Raw genomic sequence first — 22726 nt, 5'->3', positions numbered from 1 at the left:
GGTTGCTGAAAAAACAAACCGGGAAACAATTTTGGCTGATTTGCTCATTCCATTACCACCCGGAATCCGATCCAAGTCGTGGCCACATTTTCATTGGCGACCTCATTGCTGGTGGTTGTGCGCATGAACCGGGTTTCCTCCGCCCAACTGCCTCCCCGGATCAAGCCCTTTCCGCCTGTCCCCGGGTTGAGACACCACTCGGACACATTGCCGGCCATATCGAACAGTCCTGCACTCGAGCCCGGATACGTTCGCACGGCGGCCGTGTATTGTTGACCGTCTGTCAAGTTGGATGCAGCATTCGCAAATCCGGACGTACGGTCCGCAAAGTTGGCGGTATTGGATGCCAATTGGTCTCCCCAGGGGTAGATGACTTGCCCGCCTCCATTGCGGGCCGCATACTCCCATTCTGCCACTGTGGGCAAGCGTGCGCCTATCCAGTCGGCGAATTGCATGGCATCGTTCTTCGTAACGAGGACAACAGGATGGTCATCGCTTTGTGGAAAACCCGGCTCCTTCCAGGATATTCCTTCGCGACGCACCGTCTTGCCATCTGCCGATTTGGTGAATCCAAAACCCTGGACCTCCACGGCTGTCACGTGACCGGTCTCCTCCACGAACCGTCTGAATTGCCCGACCGTGACTTCAGTGGCGCCTATCCTGAAACCCTTCAATTGCACGCGCCTGGCCGGTCGTGTATTAGTTGCACCTGTGTTCCGCCAATCACCCGGTACAAATGACCCGTCAGGCATGGTTACCAGGGGAAGCCGCTGCCCACCCCGAAGCGAAATGGAGCAGTTGCCGTCGGAGCACCGCAGGGCAGGAGTCCACGTTCTCCGCTGCAGGGATGACGGTAAATTGTGAATCCGGTTTGCGTCGATAGTCAGACGCCCGGAATGCGCCAGATACCCGGGGGCTGTTACTCGAACTGTGTATGGGCCCGCTGGCACAATGAATTGGGATCGGCCCGTTACGGTTCGCGATGCCGGGCCCGACAGCTCCAGTCGAGCCGATGCCGGACTGGGGTCGAATACCACGACACCTGCATTGAAAACCAGAATGTCCCCGGCGCGCGCTGGCATTCCATCCCTAATCGTCTTGACTCTGATGTCGGCCTCGTTCACGGAAAGGACAACAGCACGAGTAATCAGGTCCATGTCTCCATCGAGCGCCGGCCTGGTCACGTACCCCCACTGATCACGGACAGGAGTCGTATTTCCTTGCTCCACCCGTGCACGAAACTGGTCATTTCCCAAGCTTTCAACCAGAACAGCACTGTTCATCGGGACCGCTTGGAGCGCCAGCAGAAAGATGAGTGCAAGTACCACGACGTCAGGCTGAATGCTAAGGAGGGGATCGGATTTTGCGTTCGTTCCTTCCCCATCCTTTCAAACCAAAAGGCCTGCCGAGAATCGATGGCGAGCAATACGCGTGACCTTCGGATGGGGGCGCCTACACGCCCGCGGGACCCCGCGATTTTGATACGCGGAGGTTTTTACCCACATTGGGTTTCGCCGAGCGTCGCGCGCCAGGCGCACTCCGCCCACCGCCACCCCACCAAACCCCTCCCCCCATGAACCACATCTCCTGGAATCTGAAGCTCGCCGTCAAGGACGGCCAAATGGATGCTTTCCGCGCGCTCATGAATGAAATGGTCCCGGCCACGACGAAGGAGGATGGATGCCTCACGTACGACTGGTACGTCATGGACGATGCATCGGAAGTCCATATCCAGGAACGATACGTCGACAACGCTGCGGCGCTCGTGCATCTCGGGAATTTCGGAGCCCACTTCGCGGAGCGGTTCATGGCCTGCGTCACTCCGCTCTCCTTCGCCGTCTACGGCCCCGCCAACGATGCCATCCGCGGCGCCCTCACGCCCCTGGGTGCCATCTTCATGGGGCATTTCGGCGGGTTTCGACGTTGAGCAGGCGCTCCCGCGCGTCCGCCACATACCGGAAGGTGGCGCCGGTGGAGGTCCATTGCGCAAGGGCCGCGCGGTAGGCGGCCTCGGCTGCGTCCAGCGCAGCGTTCCGGGCGGACGGCGTGTCGGCGCGATCGCCGCGCTCCTCAAGGGCGAGGCCCAGGCGATACGTGGCCAGCGGACTGTAGATGAAAAACGTGCTGTAGGGGCTCAGGTCGAAGGCCCGACTGGCCACGTTGTGCGAAACCAGCACGGCGGACCGGCGGGCCAGCTCGACACGCCCGTCGAGCGCATGAAGCCGCGATTGGGCGTCTGCCAATGTTGGAAACATGTTTGTCAATCGTCTCATGGGGCCGTCCATTGACTCTCGCAGAACGGACAGGTCGTTCAAGGACACGGCAAGCGTGGCGACTTCGACCATAACCCGCTGCCGTCCATCTGCTTCCGGCGCCGAGGCCGCTTCCTGAAGGGTCGCAAGCCAGCGGCGGGCTGCCGTGGTATCGCCGGATAACGCGTATCCCAGTACGTTGTCAAATGCCCGGACGACAGGCACCGGGTTGAACGCACCCCAGAACCGTGCCGTCCGCGAAATATCCACGCTTTCGTCAAGCAGGGCCTCGGCCTCCCCATGACGCCCTACGGCATGAAGGATGGCTGCATGGTTGCGTAATGCGCGCAGAAGAGCGGCGTCGTCAGAGGAACGGCGGGTCTCCCGGAGGTAGGCCGCCGAGAGTACGCGTGCGCGTTCCCACTGGCCGAAGAGCAGCGCCAGATGGGAGGCGCGGTAGGAAGCCAGGGGCTCCTTGGTCTCCAGGACATCGACGTAGCGCTGCCAATCGGCCCATGCCTGAAGCGTGTCGCCCTGAATGGCATACGAGTACATGCGACGCCAGTACACATTGGCCGGATCTTCCCCGCCAGCCAGCGCATCGGACAGAAGCGCCACGGCCTTGTCCGCGCGGCCTGAACCCGTGAGCACCTCCCACGCCGAATCCATTGTATTCAGCACGTCGGGCTGCAGCGCGCGGTAGCGGCGTACGCTGGATTCCGCCTCATCGAACTCGAGCCGACGCACGGCGTCGTAGGCCTGCATGTTGTAGCCCAGGGCATAACCCGGGTCCAGATCGAACAGCCGATCGTAGTAGTGGACCTTGGCGGAATCGTCCGCAATAAGGGCCGCCTGAAACTGAAGCGATTTCTCTGACGGGTACTTGTCGGCCAGTCGCATGGCCTCCGCAGATGCCTCGGCCAAGTCGGAATTGGACATGTTCCGTAAAAACGCTAATTGGTCGCGCTCGAGGGGCGTTGCATGCCGGACATGCCGGGCCGCCCGTTCCAGGAACTCGATGCGGGCCGAATTGTCGGCCAAGGGCGAAATACCGAACACGGACGATGCCGCGGCCGCACCGATGTAGGCCCCCACGAACGTGGAATCCCGCTCAATGGCCTGCTCATAGCTTTGCTGCGCCTGGGCAAAACGCCAGTGGTTCATGTGATCCTCGGCCACCTCGAACAGTTCGTAGGCCGTAAGGTTGTTCGTGGACACGTCCTGGATACGGACCAATCCGCCTTCCCGACCGCCGAGCTTCCCCGACCCCTGCAGGATCCCCATGGTCAACTCGTTGACCGCCGCCATGACCTCGGACTCATCGGCCGCCGTGACCGAGACCGCATCGATGATGGCGCCCGTCGCGACATCCGTCAACTCCACCTCGAACACATACTGGGCGCCGAACTGCACCACCGACCCGATGATCATGGTCTGGATGCCCGCCTGTCTCGCAACGGCCGTCGCCGTCGCGGCATCGATGGCCTCCTGCCCCTCCCCGATTTCCTGTCGGAGGATGTCCTTCATGCGCTGGTTGCTGATGACCTGCAGGCTGTCCACCTGCCCCAGGTTGCGTGCCAGCATGTCCTGGATGACATTCCCGAAGCGCTGCCGTTCGGTGTTGTTTTCGATGTACATCACGGCGACCGTCGGAAACCCGCTGGACGCCAGGACGGCCGGCGTGTCCGGTGCGCCGTCGCCTCCGCGCGTGGCCAGCCACCCGAGGGTCAGGACGATGGCCACGGCCGCCGCCACCCCCATGAGCACGCGGGCGCCCGGCGAACGGGCGCCGGAGCCCTGAGCCGGGGCGGGCGCCGCTGCCGGTGCGGTGGTCGAGCGAGCCTCACTCAACGCCTCAATGACCTCATTTGCCGTGAGATAGCGGCTCTCGGGATCCTTGGCGAGTAGTTTCCGGACCATGCCACGGGCGCGCGGCGGCACGCCATCGAGCGCGACGTCCTGGTTCACAATGCCGTAAACGACCGCCGCCTCGTACGCGCCGCCGAATGGCCGCGCGCCCGTCAACAGCTCAAAAAACACCACGCCCAGGGACCAGAGGTCGCTCCGGGCATCGACCGCATGGTTCTGCACCTGCTCGGGGCTCATGTACGCCATGGTGCCCACCGTGCTGCTGGACTGCGTCAGGTCCAGGTCCCCGTCGCGCTTGGCCAGCCCGAAATCCAGGATCTTGACGCGGTCGTCCGGGGTCAAGAGGATGTTGGCCGGCTTGATGTCCCGGTGGACCATCCCCTTCTCGTGGGCCGCTTGCAGCCCGGCCGCCACCTGCGCCACGATGTCGAACGCGCGCGCCTCGGGCACCGGCCCCTCCGCCAGCACCTCCTTCAGCGTCCGCCCCTCGTAATACGGCATGACAATGAACACCTGGCCATCGTCCGTTTCCTGCACGTCGTGGATGGCGCAGACCGCATCGTGCCTCAGGACCGCCGCCGCCCGCGCCTCCCGTACGAAGCGCTCCTTGGCCATGGCATCGTGCGTCAGATGCGCCGCCAGGAACTTGAGCGCCACCTACCGCCCCAGCTTCACATCGGTGGCGCGATACACCACCCCCATGCCCCCGCGCCCGAGCTCGGCCGTAATCGTATAGTGGGAAAACGAAGTTCCGATCATGGATGCCATACGATGCGCTGGGTGCTGAATCCCGCAATGTACCATCCAAGACCTACAAAAAATGGGCGTCCCGGATGCGCGAGTGCGCTCTGGTTTGGTCGGGAAGGTCCGGGCTGGTTGGGCGCGGATTGCGGGGATTTCCGGTCGGCCATCTCCAGCGTTCATTGTGGGGGGCGCCCTTCCATGGGAGATGGAGGCCCGTCAATCCCCCAATCCGCGCCCGTCCAATCGCGGAAGTGTCAGCCGGCCAAGCCTGGACAGAAAACGCTGAAGCCCTCATCGGTCCTTCGAGGTGCGACGCACCAATAGCCCGTCGCAATGGGTCCGAGCTGGATTCATAACCTTTGATGGGCGTCGGGCGTGGCACTGATTGGAAATCAGGCTGTCTCCATACAGCCCGGGCGGACAGACTCAGCCTATCCGGGCCAGGATCAGCCTATCGAATGGATTTTGGGGTTTTGATGCGGTTTCCCGAAGTGGGGCAAAAAACAGGCTCACCCTATCGAAGCGATAGGGTGAGCCTGTTTCTGAGGGGCCAATCCCGAACACCAGGAATAGGTGTCGTCGCGGTTCAATAGGATGAGCCTATTCGGCTTGGCACGAGGACAGCGCTGACCAGAACGTTCGTATCGAACACGAACCGCTGCCTATCCGTCATGGAGCAGTCGATTTACGTCTTCTTCGGTTGCTCCACGGGCCGCGGCCCTGCGGCCAATATCGTCAACGGTCTGCTCAAGACGGTCAGTCGCCTCTTCAAACGCGTCGTCATTTTGAAGAAGTCGGACAGAATAGCGGACAATCCGGCGTATGCGATCTTGCTCCTCCGGTGACGCCTTCGAATACGCCTTCTCGGTCGAGTCGTCAACATCAATTGTAATCTGCCGCATTATGCTTTTCGATTTCGTCCTTATCTCAGTTATCACAGTCCACGTCCGCGCTTGTTCCAAACAAGAAAGGGCGACCCACAAGGGCCGCCCTCCAGATTTGACTTTTTCGTTCAAGGATCGCTTTTTAAAGGATATACACGGACAAATTCCCACAAAACGCAGCCCGAGACCATGCTCCATACGCGCATGTCGGTGCTTGCGATCTGTCTGATGGCAGTTGCGCTGGCGCCGGCCAATATCACGCCCGGCTTCCTGCCCCACCTGCCCGCCGCCCACGCCCAGTCCAGCACGGCCACGCTCAGCGGCACCTTCATGGCCACCACCTTTGAGAACACCGGCGATCACGGCCAGAACTGGCTCTCAGCCCTCACGTTCGACGGCGCGAGTTCGGGCGGCGGCTCAGGCACCGTCACTGGATCCGGCACACTGGAACTCCTGGTCGGCGCCGACGGCTCCCCCGGTGACGGCACCCAACTCCCCCTAACCTACACGATTGCTGCGGATGGCCGGACGGACATCGCCATTACGGCCGACGGCGAAACGGATACGTTCACCGGCCAGACCGATCCTGATGGAAACCGGTTCTTCCTGGTCTACGACGACGTCCAGGACGGCGAGCGCGGCCTGGTATTCGGCGTCAAGACGTCACAGGACAACAGTGCATCGGCCAGCCTGCTGAGCGGCCACTACACGTTCGTCCAGTTCGAAACCCGCGAAGAATCGCCGTTCGATACCAAGGGCGGGAATCACATCCTGGATATCGAGTTCGACGGAAACGGCGGAGGCACTGCCTCGGTCCTGGTCAGTTCCGAGTATCCGGAAACCATTGGCAGCCAGTTCGACATCACGTACGAAGTCCACGCCGACGGCCGAGCTACCCTCATCCTCAACCCCCTCGATCCCATCGAATACACCGGCACGGTCAGCGCCAACGGCGAAACCGCGGCGTTCGTGTCCTACGAGTCCTCGTCCGGCGGGGAGATCATGATCGGCACCCCGAGTGGAGCCGCGAGCGCATCGGCAGACGGCGAGTATCTGGTGGCGCTCTACGACGATACGGGCAGCACCACCGGCGGATCACACTACCTCGCATCCTATGACCTGGAGGCATCCGGCTCGGGCGAGCTCACCCTCCTGATTGATGTGGACGATCCGGGAAGCGTGGGCATCATGCTCCCCTTCACCTACACGGTCAGCAACGAGGGTTTCTACTCCGTCATCGTGCCCGTCGGGACGTACGCGGACGCCTTCAGCGGCCAGTTGAGCGCCGACGGGAGCTTCTTCATCCAATCCTACGTGGACGTCCAGACCGAGGGCGGCACCGAGGACAGCGAGCAAGGCTTCATCGTGGGACTGCGGAAAGCCAATACCGCGACTGCCACGAAGCGCGAGCAGCCTGCGCGGTTCCACCTGGGCCCCGCCTACCCGAACCCCTTCAGCCAGTCCACCACCTTCACCTTCTCGCTGGACCAGCCCATACGCGTCACGCTGGATGTCCACGACGTGCTGGGCCGCCCCGTTGCCCGATTGATGGACGATGCGCTCCCCGCCGGCCCCCAGCCAGCGGTGGGCTGACGATTGTCAGGTGACGGGTCAGAAATCCCCGCCGCCGAGGAGCATGATTTTGTCGCGGTCGTGGGGAATGCGGCCGAAGGCGTTACGGGTGTCGACGATCATCTTGGCTTTGTCGGCGATCATGGAATAGGGGAACGCGCTGTGGTCCGTGAGGAGAACGACCACGTCGGCCCGCTCCACCGCCGAGCTGTCCAGCGCCGTCGCCTCCATCGTGACCCGGCCCTTCCGCGTATCGAACGAGAACGACTCCACATGAGGATCGGCGAATGACACATGCTCGAATCCGCCGTGCGCGAGCAAGCCCATGACTTTTTCGGCTGGTGAGTGGCGTGTATCGTCCACGTCCCTCTTGAAGGCCACGCCCAGCACCAATACGCGGGCATTCGACAGTTTCACGCCTTGACCTGCTGCCGCACGAACCACCGCATCCACTACATAAAACGGCATTTCTTCGTTGGTGCGCGCCGAGAGCGTTATGAAGCTCGTCTCGAAATCATACCGCCGAGCCAACCACGAGAGGTAATACGGATCGATGGGAATACAATGACCGCCGAGCCCCGGCCCCGGAAAAAACGGCATAAAGCCAAACGGCTTGGTAGCCGGTGCGGTCACCGAAGGTGAGGAGGTGGCTCGCATCCTGAAGGCGGGCATTGATCATTTTGGGATGTGGTTCGTTCTTGTGGTTTCCGTACGACAACACGAATGACAGGACTACTAGTCGTCCAACTTTTCGGCCGCTGCGGTATATTTGAGCTATCTTCCACAAGGCCCTCCATGCGCGAACGGCTCCTAGGTATTTCCCGACTGCAGAAGCAGGCCGTCGTGGCGTTGGTTGACGTCGCCACGGTCACGGCCGCGTTGTGTCTGTCGCTGTGGCTGCGTCTGGGGGATATTACTGTCCCTGTTGGAGACCAGGTACTCCTCATCCTGCTTGCGCCCCTTGTGGCCGTGCCCATCTTCGGAAGGTTCGGGTTGTACCGGGCTGTTTTCCGGTATGTCAGCATCCATATGGGTTGGGCCATCCTGAAATCTGTGGCCGTGCTGTCTGCAGTGCTGGGGCTGGGTATTTACCTGACGGGCGCGGAGTCCATTCCGCGCTCGCTGGTGCTCATCAACGCCTTTGTGGTGTTCGTGGGTGTATCCGGAACACGGGTGCTGGCGCGGTGGTGTTTTTCTTCAGAAATGTCCACGTTCAATGGGCGCGGCGCCGGCAAACGTGAGCGTGTTCTCATCTACGGCGCCGGCGCCGCCGGCGTCCAACTCGCCTCCGCCCTCGCCCACAGCCGCGAGGTTGATGTCGCCGGGTTCGTAGACGATGACCGCGAATTGCAGCGGCACTCGGTGCGCGGCATCCGCGTCCATGCGCCCGAGGACCTGGCCCTGCTGGTGCCCGCCATTGGCGTGACGGAAGTGCTCATGGCCATGCCGTCGGCGACCAAAGCTCGCGTCCGGGAAATCGTGGCGTCGCTGGACAAGCTGCGGGTGGAAGTGCGCACGCTTCCAGGCCTGGCAGAGCTCGCGCAGGGTCGGGTACAGGTTTCAGACCTTCGTCGCGTTGAAATCACCGATATTCTGGGCCGGAATCCGGTTCAGCCGAATACGGACCTCCTCACGCGCAACATCGCCGGAAGGAGCGTGCTCGTCACCGGCGCGGGCGGATCCATTGGCTCGGAGCTGTGCCGGCAAATCGCGGCCCTGTCGCCGACTCGCATCGTCCTCTTCGAGCGCAGCGAATTCGCCCTTTATGAAATAGAACGCGAACTGCGCCGGACGCACCCTGGACTCACGCTTATCCCCATTCTCGGCAGCGTGCTCGACGAATCGCATGTGGAACACGTCATGCGACAGAACAATGTGGAGACCGTGTACCACGCCGCGGCCTACAAACACGTACCGCTCGTGGAGGCCAACCCCGCCCAGGGCGTCTACAACAACGTCTTCGGGACGTGGCGCACAGCGCGGGCCGCGCAGGCGGCGGGCGTCGGGGCGTTCGTGCTCATTTCGACTGATAAAGCCGTCCGCCCCACGAACGTCATGGGCGCGTCAAAGCGACTCGCCGAAATGGTCCTTCAGTGCATGGCCCAGAACACCGACATGGTGCTCACCATGGTGCGCTTCGGCAATGTGTTGGGGTCGTCTGGATCGGTCGTACCACTCTTCAAGGAGCAGATCCAGGCCGGAGGCCCCGTCACTGTCACGCATCCGGACGTCACCCGCTACTTCATGACCATTCCCGAAGCCTCCCAGCTGGTCATCCAGGCAGGCGCCATGGGGTCCGGCGGCGATGTCTTCGTCCTGGACATGGGCGAACCCGTCCGCATTGTGGACCTCGCGCGCCGCATGATCCGCCTCAGCGGCTTCGATGTCCGCGAGGCCGACCACCCAACGGGCGATATCGAAATTGCGTTCAGCGGCCTACGCCCCGGCGAGAAACTCTACGAAGAGTTGCTCATAGGCTCGAATACATCTACCACTGAGCACCCGCTCATCCTGCGGGCAGAGGAACACTTCAAGGACGAAGAATCTGTTGAATGGATCCTTTCCGAGCTAGAGGACGCCATATTAAAAAGCGATGCAAACCGCATTGTCTCTTTGATGCATGCAGCCGTAGACGAGTATGCTCCTGCAGTACATGATACTCCCCTCTTGGCGTAACACCAATCTCTATTCGTGAGACTATTAATAACCGGCGGCGCTGGCTTCATCGGCAGCAACTTGGTTGCCCACTTCCTGAATGACGATCGCGTAGAGTTGGTTCGCGTGATTGATGACCTGAGTAACGGCTACCGGGAGAACATTGAACCCTTCCTGGGGCGTTCAGATTTCGAGTTCGTAGAAGCAGACATCTGTGATTACGATGCCTGTCTACAAGTCACCGAGGGCATTAATCGGATAAGTCATCAAGCTGCGCTTGGCTCCGTGCCTCGCAGCATTGAAAACCCGATGCGCAGCACGGAGGTCAACATCCTTGGAACGGTGAATGTGCTACATGCTGCCGTCGAGAACGGGGTGGACCGTGTCGTCCTGGCATGCAGTTCCTCGACATATGGAGACAGCCCAACCTTGCCTAAAACGGAGGATCGGATTGGGAGTCCACTGAGTCCCTATGCCGTCACCAAGGTCTCCATTGAGCAGTTTGCTGACGTTTTCCAGCGAACATATGGGCTGGACTACGTCGGCCTGCGATACTTCAATATATTCGGTCCCAACCAGCGTCCTGATAATCCGTACGCAGCGGTTATTCCAATCTTCTGTCAGGCTTTCATCGACGGCCGCCAACCGATTATCAACGGAGATGGACACACCAGTCGTGACTTTACGTATGTGGACAACGCCGTTTTGGCAAATGACCTTGCGCTGTTCACGACCAGCACTGCGGCGCTGAATCAGATCTACAATACCGCCTGCAATGATCGAATCTCGTTGAACGAAATGGTCAATGCCCTACAGCGGATCTCCGGCAATGACCTTCAACCACTTTATGGGCCGGAAAGACCAGGAGACGTAAAGCATTCCCAGGCAGACATTTCCAAAATTGAAAACCTGCTTGGCTACAAACCGCCTACGCACTTTGAGGAAGGTCTCAAAAAAGTCTACGCTTGGTATCTCGATCAGTCCATATCGGCTAACTCAGAGTCGTAAATCAGTCAGAGAGCGATCGAACATTGACTTAACGTCGAATAGGATATGTTTTTCTCGGCCGAAAGCCCTAATCGCCTTAAGCCCCATCTCCTTGAACGCAGTATGCGCCACGGCCACAACCACTCCGTCATAGGTAGCCGTTTTGGGGCTCTCAACGAGATCAAAGCTACATTCGTGCATCGCAGCTTCCTTGCTGACCCACGGATCATACACGTCTACATCTACGCCATACTCACGCAGCTCCGACACAATATCGACTACCCGCGTATTTCGGATGTCCGGGCAGTCTTCCTTGAACGTCAGCCCCATGACTAAGACCCGCGCACCACTCACGTGAATGCGAGACCTGACCATTGCCTTGACAAGTTCAGTAACGACATGGGCTCCCATTGAGTCGTTAATTCGACGTCCGGCAAGAATCAATTCAGGCAAGTACCCTACGTCTTGAGCCTTGTGAGTCAGGTAGTACGGGTCCACGCCAATACAATGACCGCCTACCAGTCCAGGCTGAAATGGCAGGAAGTTCCACTTCGTACCGGCAGCTTCCAAGACCTCATTCGTATCAATACCAAGACGGTTGAAGATCAAGGCCAACTCATTTACAAGCCCGATATTCACATCACGTTGTGTGTTTTCAATCACCTTAGCGGCCTCTGCCACCTTGATACTCGACGCCTTGTGGGTACCAGCGGTAATGATTGATGAGTAAAGACCATCTACAAACTCCGCCGTTTCGGGGGTAGACCCCGACGTCACTTTCATGATACTCAGAAGTCTGTGCGTTTTGTCACCGGGGTTTATTCGCTCCGGGCTGTATCCCACAAAGAAGTCATCATTAAATACAAGCCCAGAGTGCTCTTCAAGCAAGGGCACGCACACTTCTTCGGTTGCCCCAGGATAGACCGTCGATTCGTAAATCACGGTGTCTCCCTTTGAAAGCACCGTACCAACCATCCGGCTTGCACTTTCGAGCGGAGAAAGATCAGGACGTTTGTGCCTATCTATGGGCGTAGGGACTGTAACAACATATACTGTATAACCCCGAATGTCCTCTAGAGACGACGAGTAAGTAAGTTTCTCTGAATCACTCAACTCCTCCTTCGAGACTTCCAGTGTCCTATCGACCCCCGACTCCAATTCGGAAATACGTTTTGCATCAATATCGAACCCTACTGTTGGATACTTGCGACCAAATTCAACCGCGAGAGGAAGCCCAACATACCCGAGGCCAATAACACAAATGCTTACATCTGTCATAGAAAGACTATCGTATTAAGTATTGCGGTGAAGTAAGTCAAGAACGATGGATATTACCTCGTCTTGTTGCTCATCTGTCATATCACTGCCCGACGGGAGACACAACCCCTGCTCGAATAGCTTCTCATCAACTCCGGAACCGTGATATACGGAACCAGCAAATAATGGCTGCAAATGCATCGGCTTCCAAAGTGGTCGAGCTTCTATCTCATATTCGAGCAGTTTCTCACGCACTTGCTCACGGGAAACTCTGGTAACGTCCGAATCGATTGTAAGTGCCGTGAGCCACCGCGTCGAGCGATATCCATCTGGTTCTGGCATGAAGTCGATTCCAGGTAGAGAAAGTGCCATCTTGTACCTACCGAATATCTGGCGCCGACGGTCCACTCGAGCATCGAGCACCTCCATCTGGCCCAACCCGATGGCTGCGCAAATATTACTCAATCGATAATTGTAACCGAAGGTCGAGTGCTCATAGTGTGGTGCTGGATCGCGCGCTTGAGTAGCAAGAAACCGCGCCTCTTGCGCCCACTCCTCATGGCGCGTAACGAGCATTCCGCCACCAGACGTCGTGATAATCTTATTGCCGTTGAACGACAGGATGGAAGTGTCTCCTCCTGTGCCAGCCTTTCGTCCGTCCGGTCCGGAAGCACCGAGACTCTCTGCAGCGTCCACGACTAATCGAACGCCATAATGTTGCGCCATTGACTCCAATGACCTGAGATCAACGCTCTGTCCGTACAGGTCAGTTGGTACGACAGCCTTTGGTAGCCGACCGTCACGACTTGCCCGTTCCAACTCTCTGGACAACAGATCTATGTCTATCGCCCATGTAGCCGGATCAAGATCAAAAAAACGCGGTATCGCCCGCTGATAAAGTACCGGGAAAATGCCGCCGGCAAATGTCATGGATGATATCCAGACCTCATCACCTTCAGCTACACCGGTGACACGTAATGCGAGGTGTAGAGCAGCTGAACCAGACGACAACCCGACACAGTGTAAGTTTCCGCCCAAATACGTCGAGACCCTTTCCTCAAAGGCATTGAGCTGAGGACCGAGCGGAGCGACGAAGTTGGAAGCAAATGCGTCAGCGACGCGTGCTTTCTCGTGACCAGACATGTGGGGACGGGACAGATATATACGCATTCTATTTACTTTAGAAGGGGACGTGCTGGGTTACCAACCACGGTAACTCCGTCTGCCACATCTCTTGTCACCACGGATCCCATGCCGACAACCGCACCACGACCAATGCGCAATGGAGCGCCTGGCTTGCCTTGCTTTATTACTGCCCCTGCGCCAATATATGCGTAATCCTCGACAATGATGTTTCCGTTACACTTCGCGCCTGGAGCGAATGTGACAAAGTCGCCGATGACGCAGTCATGCTCAACGTAAGAGTACAAGTTGGCATGAAAATGTTTCCCAATTCGGATGTTGGACGTCAGCGTCACAAATGGAGACAAGATCGTCCCCTCCCCAATCTCAACTGCATCCATGACCACAACGTTTCCCGCGCGGACACTAAAAAACGATAGTCCGGCCTCCTCGCATCGTGCCACAACGCGTGCCCTTACACGACCGTCCGCAATCGCAATGCAGACTGATTTTTGTTGTTCATGAAGATGGGTAAATGCGTCGAAGCTCATGCATTTCTGTCCGTTAATCAGTGGAGGGAGTTTTGCATCGTCTACAAATACATATTGGCAACTCGATTGAATTCCAAAAGCATTCCGGACAAGGGGCATGACTCCCCTACCGCAACCGCTAGCGCCGAATACACCAAATAGCTTCATTCGCTACTACCCGTAAACCGTTGCATGGTGGCCTGGTCTTCTGCATTTATTCCGTCCCGCTTCAAAACCTTGACAATAGTCATCCAGAGTATTTTCAGGTCAAGTAAGAAAGATCTGTTGTCAACGTACCAAGTGTCAAGCTCGAATCTCCGCTCCCAGGAGATTGCATTTCGACCGTTCACCTGTGCCCAACCAGTAATTCCAGGCTTGACGTCATGACGGCGCAACTGCTCAGGAGTGTAAAGATTTAGGTACTCCAATAGAAGGGGGCGTGGGCCTACTAGGCTCATGTCGCCTCGTAGTACATTCCATAATTCGGGCAGTTCGTCAAGGCTCGTACTGCGAAGGAAGTGGCCGAATGGAGAGATGCGTTTGGCGTCCGGCAGCAGGCTCCCATCTGGGCCTCGTGAGTCCTTCATTGTACGGAATTTGTAGATGTGAAACGAAATGCCGTGTAGGCCCGGACGTTCCTGCACATAAAAAACCGGACTACCTAACTGGATTCGTACGAGCGCCGCAAGTGCACCGATCAGCGGAGAGAGCATGAATAAACCGGCCGCTGCAAGCGTTCGCTCGATTATCGATTTACCCCAACGTTGGTAGGTCGTAGTGCGTGCAATCATGGTGGTAACATACTTACTGGTTCGATGGGGCTCGAGATAGAACGGCAGGAGGTTCGGCGTAGATCCCGAATAGGCCTTCAAGGCGGGGGTACCTCGCTCGAGGTGTTCATCAAAGTGAGTAGACCAAAAATGTGTCCATTGTACTCATAGATTCATCGCGGCAATCATCTGGGCGTTTACCTTGTGTACGTCATATTTGTCCTCTGCGATCATACGAGAATTTGCTCCCATTTTAATTGTCAGATTTGGTGCCACAAGAAAACGCTCCATGGCTCCTACTAGCTCATCGATATCCTGTCGCGCTACGAGAAAGCCGTTTACGCCTTCTACCACCGTCTCTCGACACCCTGGTACGTCCGTCGTAATAACGGGGCGACCCATCGACATCGCTTCAAGAACAGTACGTGGCATACCCTCACGGTAACTGGGCAGCACAAAGACGTGTGCGCCAGCAATGGCAGGTCGAACATCCTCCAATTCGCCCTGCCAGATTATATTCCCAGCATCCTGCCACGCCTGTACTTCATCCCTTTTTATTCCGTCAGGGTTCGTGTCAAGTGGTCCAACCAGATGAAACTCGGCTTCTGGCCACTTCACATGCAGGCGCTCAGCCGATGCGGCATACTCACGGATTCCTTTGTCACCCAGCAATCTTGCGACCAGCAGGAAGCGAACAGGTTTTTGAGGAAAGGGCACTAGACTGAAGACCTTCAGATCTACGCCCGAACCATGCACGACTATAACAGGAACACTAGATGGCAGAAGCCCCCAACGACGAAAGTCGTTACAATCGTCTGGGTTCTGAAATATTACCAACGTTGACCGTCTCAACGCGATAGAATACAAATGACCCACTAACCACCGTACGAGGGCTCGTTTGCCCTGTGGGGCTTCAATGAAGGCGTAACCTAGACCCGTAATGAGCGCAACCCTTTGCGGTATTCGCGCCAACCATGCAGCAACTCCACCCCATATTACCGGCTTGATAGTGTAGGAAAGACAGCTATCTGGACGTACTTTCCTAATAAGATTGTATAGTGCCAGTAGTGTGCATATGTCAGAGTGTGGGCTGAGTCCAGCACGCACAAGTGGGATATCGTGACAATGCACTCCACGTGACGTAAGCCATTTTCTTGTAGTTGCATCTGCATCTTGAAAAGGTGCCGCAGTGTGCACATCATGCCCTCGCGCTCGAAAGTCCTCTATCAACTGTCCGCGAAAATTGCGTAGGGAGGATCCTAAGGACGCTATGAGAAGAACCGTAGCCATCAATTATCTCTGTCCGTCTTTAGATCCTGGCTTTTGACATTTCATTCATTACTCAAAATGGCATCTGCGATGCGCTGCTGACTAGAACCGCTTTTCTTTAACACGACTATCTCGCATCGTTTTGCGTAGGTCAGGTACTTGTAGCAACTCATTTTGTTGGAGAATAGGACAAAAGCCTATAGGTAACTGGCCGCTTTTCCTAACTCGGTAGATTAAAGTACTTCAGAGTTGAATCTGGTCCTATTTTTCATGTGTCATCGGTAATTATATAAATAATTAGAGTCACGAATAATATTATTCGCACTTCAGTCATTATGGACTTCCAGCCACGCTTGAAACATTAGCACGTTCCACAGATGGTGCTGCCAATTACGCTGCCCAGACAGGTGTTCAGCCCATCTTGCGCGAATCAGTATCGGATTGAAAAAACCCTCTTGGCGCAAGCGTGTCTGGTCCAATAAATCTTCGGCCCAGTCCTTAAGCGGACCGCGCAGCCATGCATCAATCGGAACGCCAAAACCCATTTTTGGCCGCTCAATCAAATCACGCGGTATATGGCGATATAACACTTGGCGTAGCGGCCATTTAGAGACCCCGTTACGTAACTTATAATTCAGTGGCAACGACCAAGCAAATTCCACCACGCGATGATCAAGGAAGGGAATCCGGGTCTCTAAGCTAACGCCCATGGCGGCACGATCCACCTTAACAAGAATATCGTCAGGTAGGTAGCTTAACATATCCAACGCCATCATGCGCTCTACATCACCTAAGCCTTCAAGAGCTGGCGCCGCGCCTGTCAAGATAGTTGCTGGCTCTGTTGAGCCAAGCACTACAGCTGCGGGGTCCTCCCAGTGTGATACCATGCCCAGATACAAATCTGTCACCGTGCGCTTATCAAGAAGTGCTCCTCCCTTATGCAACTTATCACCCAGTCGAGATACCGATAACACGGCACCCAGCTTGTCCCACGCTGTAGGCGGAATGGCTGTAATCAAGCCTGCAGTCAACTGGCGAATTGTTAGAGGCAAATACGAAATCTTACCCCACAAAGCAGCCGTCATCTGGTAGCGTCTGTAACCGCAAAATAATTCATCCCCTGCATCTCCGGAAAGCGACACTGCAACATGCTGTCGGGCCAGTTGGCTGACAAGATAAGTTGGGATTTGCGAGGAGTCGGCAAACGGTTCTGAATATAACGTTGGCAATCTAGGGATAACGGTTTGTGCCTGCTCAGAGGTGACATAATACTCAGTATGATTTGTTCCAAGGTGCTTCGCCACCGCCTTAGCATGTTGTGCTTCATTGTAGCTCTTTTCATGAAAGCCAATACTATAAGTGCTAATCGGTTGACTGCTCTGAGTTTGCATCAATGCCACCACAGTGGATGAGTCAACGCCCCCTGATAAGAACGCGCCCAGCGGTACATCAGCTATCATCTGCTGTGCTATTGCATCTCGTAGTAAACCTTCAAGTGTATCCACAGCATCTTTAGGCGAGCCGGGGAAAGGCTTACCCACGCCATTTTCGGCGGTAGCTGCACCAGACCACCAAGAACGCAATACAGGCTCTGGAGCATCACAAGACAGCGTGAGCAGATGCCCAGGCAACAACTTGTGTATACCTGAGAAAATAGAATACTGGCCGCCGATGTAATTATGTCGCATGTAAAGCGCCAGAGCATTACGATTAATCTCTGCCGAAAAGGCAGGATGTCGGCGCAATGCTGACAACTCTGAACCGAACAAAAATACCGCCTCGCCACCCTGTCCCTGCCATCCGTAGTAAAGCGGTTTTTCACCCAAGCGGTCGCGTGCGAGTGTTAACATACGTTCGGAGCGATCCCACACTGCCAGTGCAAACATCCCAATGGCGCGCTTCAAAGTTGCTTCCAAGCCCCATGCGTCGATACCTGCCAGTAAAGTTTCGGTGTCGGAATGGCCGCGCCAGTTCGCCGTGAGCCTGCCTTCACGATTCAGTTGCCCACGAAGACGCATATGATTGTATATTTCGCCATTAAACGCTAATACGTAACGCTCGCTGACGGAAGACATAGGTTGAGCTCCAGCTGGACTTAGATCAACAATTGCCAGACGTCGATGAGCAAGCCCTACCCCAGCCGACGTATCTGCCCAATAACCAGCACTGTCCGGCCCTCTATGTACTATAGTCTGAGCCATGCTCTTTAAAAGCCTATGGGTTGCGAATTCCTCTATCGACCTACCGGCGGTAAAATACCCCGTAAAACCACACATATTTTACTCCGCTTTAAAGCCAACTGCGCACCAAAACGGCGACTCGTCGGAAAAGTGGATGGAATCAAGACCTGCATTCTCCATCATTAACTTAATTTCCTTCTTCGTAAACCGTTGCTCAAGATGGGTTCCAAATCGATCCAATGCATCGGTACGCATGGTGTAGAAACTTAAATTCCGATAAGATCCGAGGGGTAATCTCTCAACCTTTCTTGCACTCATTCCGCATAGCTCCAACAACGCAGCGAATCTAGCTATAGGTAGGTAGACAATACTCGCTATTATCTGACTAATAACATACCGTGGTTTGTGCGGGAAACGACAAATTAACCTACGGAGTATATCGCTAGTTTTCCAAAGCATACGATACCACCCCGATTGATTGTCTAATGCGTAGTAGAGATATAAGAGAAGTGGCGCGCCAGGCTTGAGCATTCGAACGCAGTCGTCTATACCTTTCTGTGTATTTGGAATATGATGCAGCACACCAAGCGAATAACCAAAATCCATACTGCTATCAGGTAACACTAAATCACCAACACCAGCCTGATAAAACAGGCAGTTGGCATATGTTGACAGATTGCGCCGCGCGACGTCTATCGCGGAGCTGGGATCAATGCAATGCAAGAGACGGACGCGAGGCGCGACCATCCGAGCCCATCTACCGCTGCCACAACCCATATCGAAGCCTTGCGCACCAACCGGTAGCGATTCCCAGGGAAAGACTCTGAAATATTTGACAAACAACCGTTGGTTTTCGTCAGTGGGAAGCACTGATTGATCGAAACGCTCCCACTCATCGCCAAATCCAGACACAGTTTTTTCATCAATATTATTATTCATATTAACACTCATTCGTACAATAGATTGCAGTATACCTCTGAGCAACATCCTGAATATCATAGTGCTCAATGATTCTTTGCCGGGCAGATACTCCTCTTGATAACCGCTCCTGACTGGACATTTCAATCATCTCTAGGAATGCATCGGCAAGCGCTTGTTGGTTGCAAGGAGGAACAATAATACCAGTGTTGCCAACGATTACTGATGCGTCACCAACGTCAGTGACCACACAAGGTATTTTCATTAGCATCGCCTCCGCAACCACATTGGGAAAACCTTCAGCTTTTGAAGACAAACAAAAGACATCAAGAGTAGCCATAATCTCCGCGATATCGCTCTGCTCATCGATTAACTTGAACTCAGCATTCTTTCCGTATTTAGAAATCAATTTATTAAACTCAGGATTATCATGATTTACTCCACGTCCAACCCCAAAGAAAAGAGTGTAATCAAGACGCTTCTCCGCTAACAAAGCAGCTGCCTTAATGAAATCATCATAGCCCTTAAGTCGATCATGACGCCCGATCATTCCGATAATGAACGCATCCTGGGGCAGTCCGTACTTTCTTCTTAATGATGCCCGATCGTAAAGCGCTGGATTCCAGACGGAAGCGTCGTACCCATTCGGTATAACTAACATTCGTTTGCGCTCGTATCCCAATGCACTATGACTCTCAAGGCCCGCGTTAGAATTGCATATTATTTCATGTGGGAGCGAACGCGATGCTAATGAACATATTTTCAATACCACATAAGTCCTGGAGAATCGACTCTGTGGGATCTCTGTGTTACGTATATTCCATATTATCTTTCTAACCCCCGCCAATCTTCCCAATACCCCACCAATAAGATCAGAATGGTACATCCATGTTTGAATAGCATCTGGCTGATTCTTTCTAATCAGTTTGTAAAGTGTCCAAAAGGCATTTACAAAATTGAAAGAACTAAGATGTAGGCATAATACTACGTGACCCGCTCCTTTTATTTTTGAACCGATATAACCAGAGTCCGTAAGAGAAACTACAATATGCTCATGCTCGGGTGTAAATGAGATTAATCTAAAAAGCATTGATTCAGCCCCTCCTAAACTGAGCCCTACAATAACATGCAATACTTTCATGACATCAACGCATCACTTTCTAGGCATACACTAACTGTATTGCCTAAATTCTTTGCTCTAACGTTGTACCCGAATGTGACTCCTAAATTTCTCAAATATATATAAAAGAAGAAAAGCCCTAAGACCAAAACCAGAAAAGAAGAATGGCTCCTTTATCTCTGATATCAACAATACTGAGAATATTAGGAGCAGCATCCGGTTTTTCCTCACAGTGGGATAAATCATAAAAACCATCAAAAGGTAAACAAACACGGCTAAAGGCAACCCAACTGACAACAATGTTCTCATATAGCCAGAATCAGTCCACGGCTCAAAATCGCCGATACCATAGAATCCGTAACCAATAAGCAAATGGTAGTCCTTAGGAATGAACCAATGAGATTGAACGGCTGATAGCGTCCCTTCAGTATCAATCCCTGCACCACCTTCAAACAGAAATCCTATCGTATACCAGAAGATATTAGGGCCAAGCACATCGTTTACATATAAACCTATTTCTTCGTAATAATAGTAGAATATTAATGAAGTTAATAAAACGGGCAATAAAAGCCTCAAGGATGGAATAGAATAATATGCTGTTACCAGCAAGATCAGAATCACACCGGTACGACCGATTAAAAGAGACGTAGCAAAATACATAACAGCCAAGACATACCCAACCATGATATTTATTTTCTTGTCACGTATTTTTTCTAACAATACTATGAATGCGATAGCATACAGTATTGAGAGACCGGAACCGCCAGCAGAGGCTATTCCTCGAAATTTAAAACTTTCAGAATAATCCAAATCCATTTGCACAAGTAAGCTTTCAATAAATATTCTGAAATTAGTAGAAAAAAAAGAAATCAGAATAATAATAGAATTGATAGTAACTGCGTAGATCACGGCATTGGCGGCCTGTTTATTCGTCACACCGTTCCTCACGGAAAAAACTAAGAGACCGATGAAAGCAGAATACGAAATAATATAAGAAATAATGACTCTTGCATGTTGAAACTGAACCTCAACAAACAATACAGACATAAGTGATCCGTAGAGAGTTACTAATAGTACTACGCTTAAAACAACAAAATCACGAACTATAATCTTCTGTATGTTGCCTCGTAGTTTGAACAGGCCGTAGAAAGATAATATTACAGCAACAAGAATATCTGGTCTCCCATAAACTGTGTACGGACTCAGCAGCAATAAGAAAGTGCACGCGTAAAATATAACCAGAGTAGATATACTCGGCAAGCTAGATTGTATTATTGGCATTGTTGTGCACCTTAACTGTAAATTTGCCATCAACCTGTAAGCTTCCCTGAAGGCGGTGAACTCCTCGGGTGTCAGATCGCCCAGAGAGGAGTGCGGACGGAAGGAGTTATACTCAAGTCGCCAGGCCTCAATCTTCTCGCGGGCGTCGTCGAGTGACAGGAACCAATGCAGGTTCAAACACTCATCCCGGAAGGAACCGTTGAATGATTGAATGTTCGGATTATCGGTTGGCTTGCCCGGTCTGGAAAAGTCCAGCGTTACGCCGTTGTCGCAGGCCCGTTGAGCGATGATATTGCTGATGAACTCGCCACCGTTGTCAACTTGAATACGATACGGTGCCTGTCCGAAGCCAGCACAGACCCGTTCAACGACGGCCCTGACGTCGCCACCTTTCAGCGACTGATCTGCATGAATGGCCAGGCACTCCCGACTAAAATTCTCAACTATTGTAACGGCCCTGAATCTGCGGCCGTCGAACAGGGCATCACTGACAAAATCCATGCTCCATGACTCGATTGGTCTTACAGCTTCTACCCGATCCAGGCGGTGTGCAGCTGCGCGGCTTCTACGTGGTTGCTTGCTACGCAAATTGAGCCCATTCTCCTTGTAGATGCGATATTCGCGCTTTTGATTGACCATCCAGCCCTCCCGGCGAACAAGTACGTACACGCGTCAGAAGCCGTAGCGAACCCTCGCGTCAGCGATCTCACGGATGCGTGCCCGGAGCGCCACGTCTTTGTCGGGAACGGTTCGCACATGAACATCGATCTTGCCAGCACAGCGACCTGGCAAGCCCGCCGGGCCGAGACTCTGTACTCATCGACCATGTGATTTACCACGAATCGATGCTGAGCCGGCCGCAGAGCTATTTTTAATAACGTCCTGCAGCACCTGCTTGTCGAGCGAGAGGTCCGCCACCAACTTCTTGAGCTGATGGTTCTCCTCCTCTAGCTGTGGCAAGCGACGGAGCTCTGTGATGCCGAGGCCCCCGTACTTCTTCTTACAGTTGTAGAAGGTAGCCTCGCTGATACCCCGCTTGCGACAGACCTCAGCGACCTTAGCTCCGGTCTCAGCCTGGCGTAGGGACGATCTGCGCCTCAGTGAACTTCGATGTTTTCGTAGCGATCACATGTTTCTGTAAGTGGTAGTAATCGCCCGAACTCTCCACTTTAAAATGGCTCTACGATTGTTCGTGTGGGTAGCGCCGTTCATCGAGCCCCTGCAGGGTAGAGGTCAAGGCCTCCCAGATGGAAGTAGATGGCATCTGCAAACCGCTTCTTGTTGCGGAAGCCTCGGCTCTTGACTTTGATGGCCTT

16 protein-coding genes and 1 pseudogene are annotated in these 22726 nt (G+C 54.5%); 5 read left to right on the top strand and 12 right to left on the bottom strand.

Annotated elements, in window-relative coordinates; translation table 11 throughout:
• Positions 1-44: 44 nt before the first annotated feature.
• Positions 45-752 (bottom strand): SUMF1/EgtB/PvdO family nonheme iron enzyme, encoded by a 708-nt coding sequence (locus tag RIE53_02610; GenBank protein MEQ9103569.1) that lies wholly within the window; start codon positions 750-752, stop codon positions 45-47.
• 821 nt (positions 753-1573) lie between these two features.
• Between RIE53_02610 and RIE53_02605 the strand changes: the two genes are divergently transcribed.
• Positions 1574-1927: a putative quinol monooxygenase gene (locus RIE53_02605; protein MEQ9103568.1), complete on the top strand. Its 354-nt coding sequence runs from the start codon at positions 1574-1576 to the stop codon at positions 1925-1927.
• On the opposite strand, the gene RIE53_02600 is transcribed toward RIE53_02605, so the two are convergent.
• Entirely contained in the window at positions 1896-4778 is a 2883-nt protein-coding gene (locus tag RIE53_02600) for a serine/threonine-protein kinase (protein MEQ9103567.1), read from the bottom strand. The two genes, RIE53_02605 and RIE53_02600, sit on opposite strands and share 32 nt — an antisense overlap.
• A gap of 758 nt (positions 4779-5536) precedes the next feature.
• Between RIE53_02600 and RIE53_02595 the strand changes: the two genes are divergently transcribed.
• Both RIE53_02595 and RIE53_02590 read left to right on the top strand, forming a co-directional pair.
• Positions 5537-5710, top strand: a complete 174-nt coding sequence (locus tag RIE53_02595; GenBank protein MEQ9103566.1) for a hypothetical protein — start codon at positions 5537-5539, stop codon at positions 5708-5710.
• 228 nt (positions 5711-5938) lie between these two features.
• Positions 5939-7342 carry a hypothetical protein gene (locus RIE53_02590; GenBank protein MEQ9103565.1) on the top strand — a complete coding sequence of 468 codons (1404 nt, stop codon included), beginning with the start codon at positions 5939-5941 and terminating at the stop codon, positions 7340-7342.
• Between the two features lie 18 nt (positions 7343-7360).
• On the opposite strand, the gene RIE53_02585 is transcribed toward RIE53_02590, so the two are convergent.
• On the bottom strand, positions 7361-7978 hold the full coding sequence (locus tag RIE53_02585; GenBank protein MEQ9103564.1) for a UDP binding domain-containing protein: 618 nt from the start codon (positions 7976-7978) through the stop codon (positions 7361-7363).
• Positions 7979-8116: 138 nt separating this feature from the next.
• Here RIE53_02585 and RIE53_02580 point away from each other — a divergent pair, with 138 nt between their 5' ends.
• Positions 8117-9997, top strand: a complete 1881-nt coding sequence (locus RIE53_02580) for a nucleoside-diphosphate sugar epimerase/dehydratase (protein MEQ9103563.1) — start codon at positions 8117-8119, stop codon at positions 9995-9997.
• Between the two features lie 15 nt (positions 9998-10012).
• Positions 10013-10984 carry an SDR family oxidoreductase gene (locus RIE53_02575; GenBank protein ID MEQ9103562.1) on the top strand — a complete coding sequence of 324 codons (972 nt, stop codon included), beginning with the start codon at positions 10013-10015 and terminating at the stop codon, positions 10982-10984.
• Here RIE53_02575 and tviB read toward each other — a convergent pair.
• The 9 genes and pseudogenes from tviB to RIE53_02530 form a co-directional block, all read right to left on the bottom strand.
• Positions 10973-12241 (bottom strand): Vi polysaccharide biosynthesis UDP-N-acetylglucosamine C-6 dehydrogenase TviB, encoded by a 1269-nt coding sequence (tviB, locus tag RIE53_02570; protein ID MEQ9103561.1) that lies wholly within the window; start codon positions 12239-12241, stop codon positions 10973-10975. The genes RIE53_02575 and tviB overlap by 12 nt on opposite strands.
• 15 nt (positions 12242-12256) lie before the next feature.
• A complete protein-coding gene (locus RIE53_02565) occupies positions 12257-13363 on the bottom strand; it encodes an aminotransferase class I/II-fold pyridoxal phosphate-dependent enzyme (GenBank protein MEQ9103560.1) in 1107 nt (368 codons plus the stop codon).
• 32 nt (positions 13364-13395) lie between these two features.
• Complete coding sequence (locus RIE53_02560) at positions 13396-14040, bottom strand: acetyltransferase (protein MEQ9103559.1); 645 nt, start codon at positions 14038-14040, stop codon at positions 13396-13398.
• Complete coding sequence (locus RIE53_02555; GenBank protein ID MEQ9103558.1) at positions 14037-14663, bottom strand: sugar transferase; 627 nt, start codon at positions 14661-14663, stop codon at positions 14037-14039. The genes RIE53_02560 and RIE53_02555 overlap by 4 nt, the downstream gene beginning before the upstream one ends.
• Before the next feature lie 144 nt (positions 14664-14807).
• The gene (locus RIE53_02550) at positions 14808-15398 is read right to left on the bottom strand and encodes a glycosyltransferase (protein ID MEQ9103557.1); all 591 of its coding nucleotides are present in this window, start codon (positions 15396-15398) and stop codon (positions 14808-14810) included.
• A gap of 839 nt (positions 15399-16237) precedes the next feature.
• Positions 16238-18187, bottom strand: a complete 1950-nt coding sequence (gene asnB / locus RIE53_02545; protein MEQ9103556.1) for an asparagine synthase (glutamine-hydrolyzing) — start codon at positions 18185-18187, stop codon at positions 16238-16240.
• A gap of 3 nt (positions 18188-18190) precedes the next feature.
• On the bottom strand, positions 18191-19042 hold the full coding sequence (locus RIE53_02540) for a methyltransferase domain-containing protein (GenBank protein ID MEQ9103555.1): 852 nt from the start codon (positions 19040-19042) through the stop codon (positions 18191-18193).
• Positions 19032-20150, bottom strand: coding sequence for a glycosyltransferase (locus RIE53_02535; protein MEQ9103554.1), 1119 nt, complete (start codon positions 20148-20150; stop codon positions 19032-19034). Before RIE53_02535 ends, RIE53_02540 begins: the two co-directional genes overlap by 11 nt.
• 1317 nt (positions 20151-21467) lie before the next feature.
• Positions 21468-22511 (bottom strand): annotated as a pseudogene (locus RIE53_02530) (IS3 family transposase).
• Positions 22512-22726 lie beyond the last annotated feature (215 nt).

The organism is Rhodothermales bacterium (genome assembly GCA_040221055.1).
Taxonomy (GTDB): Bacteria; Bacteroidota; Rhodothermia; order Rhodothermales; family UBA10348; genus 1-14-0-65-60-17.
This window is presented reverse-complemented; position numbering and strand designations above follow the sequence as displayed.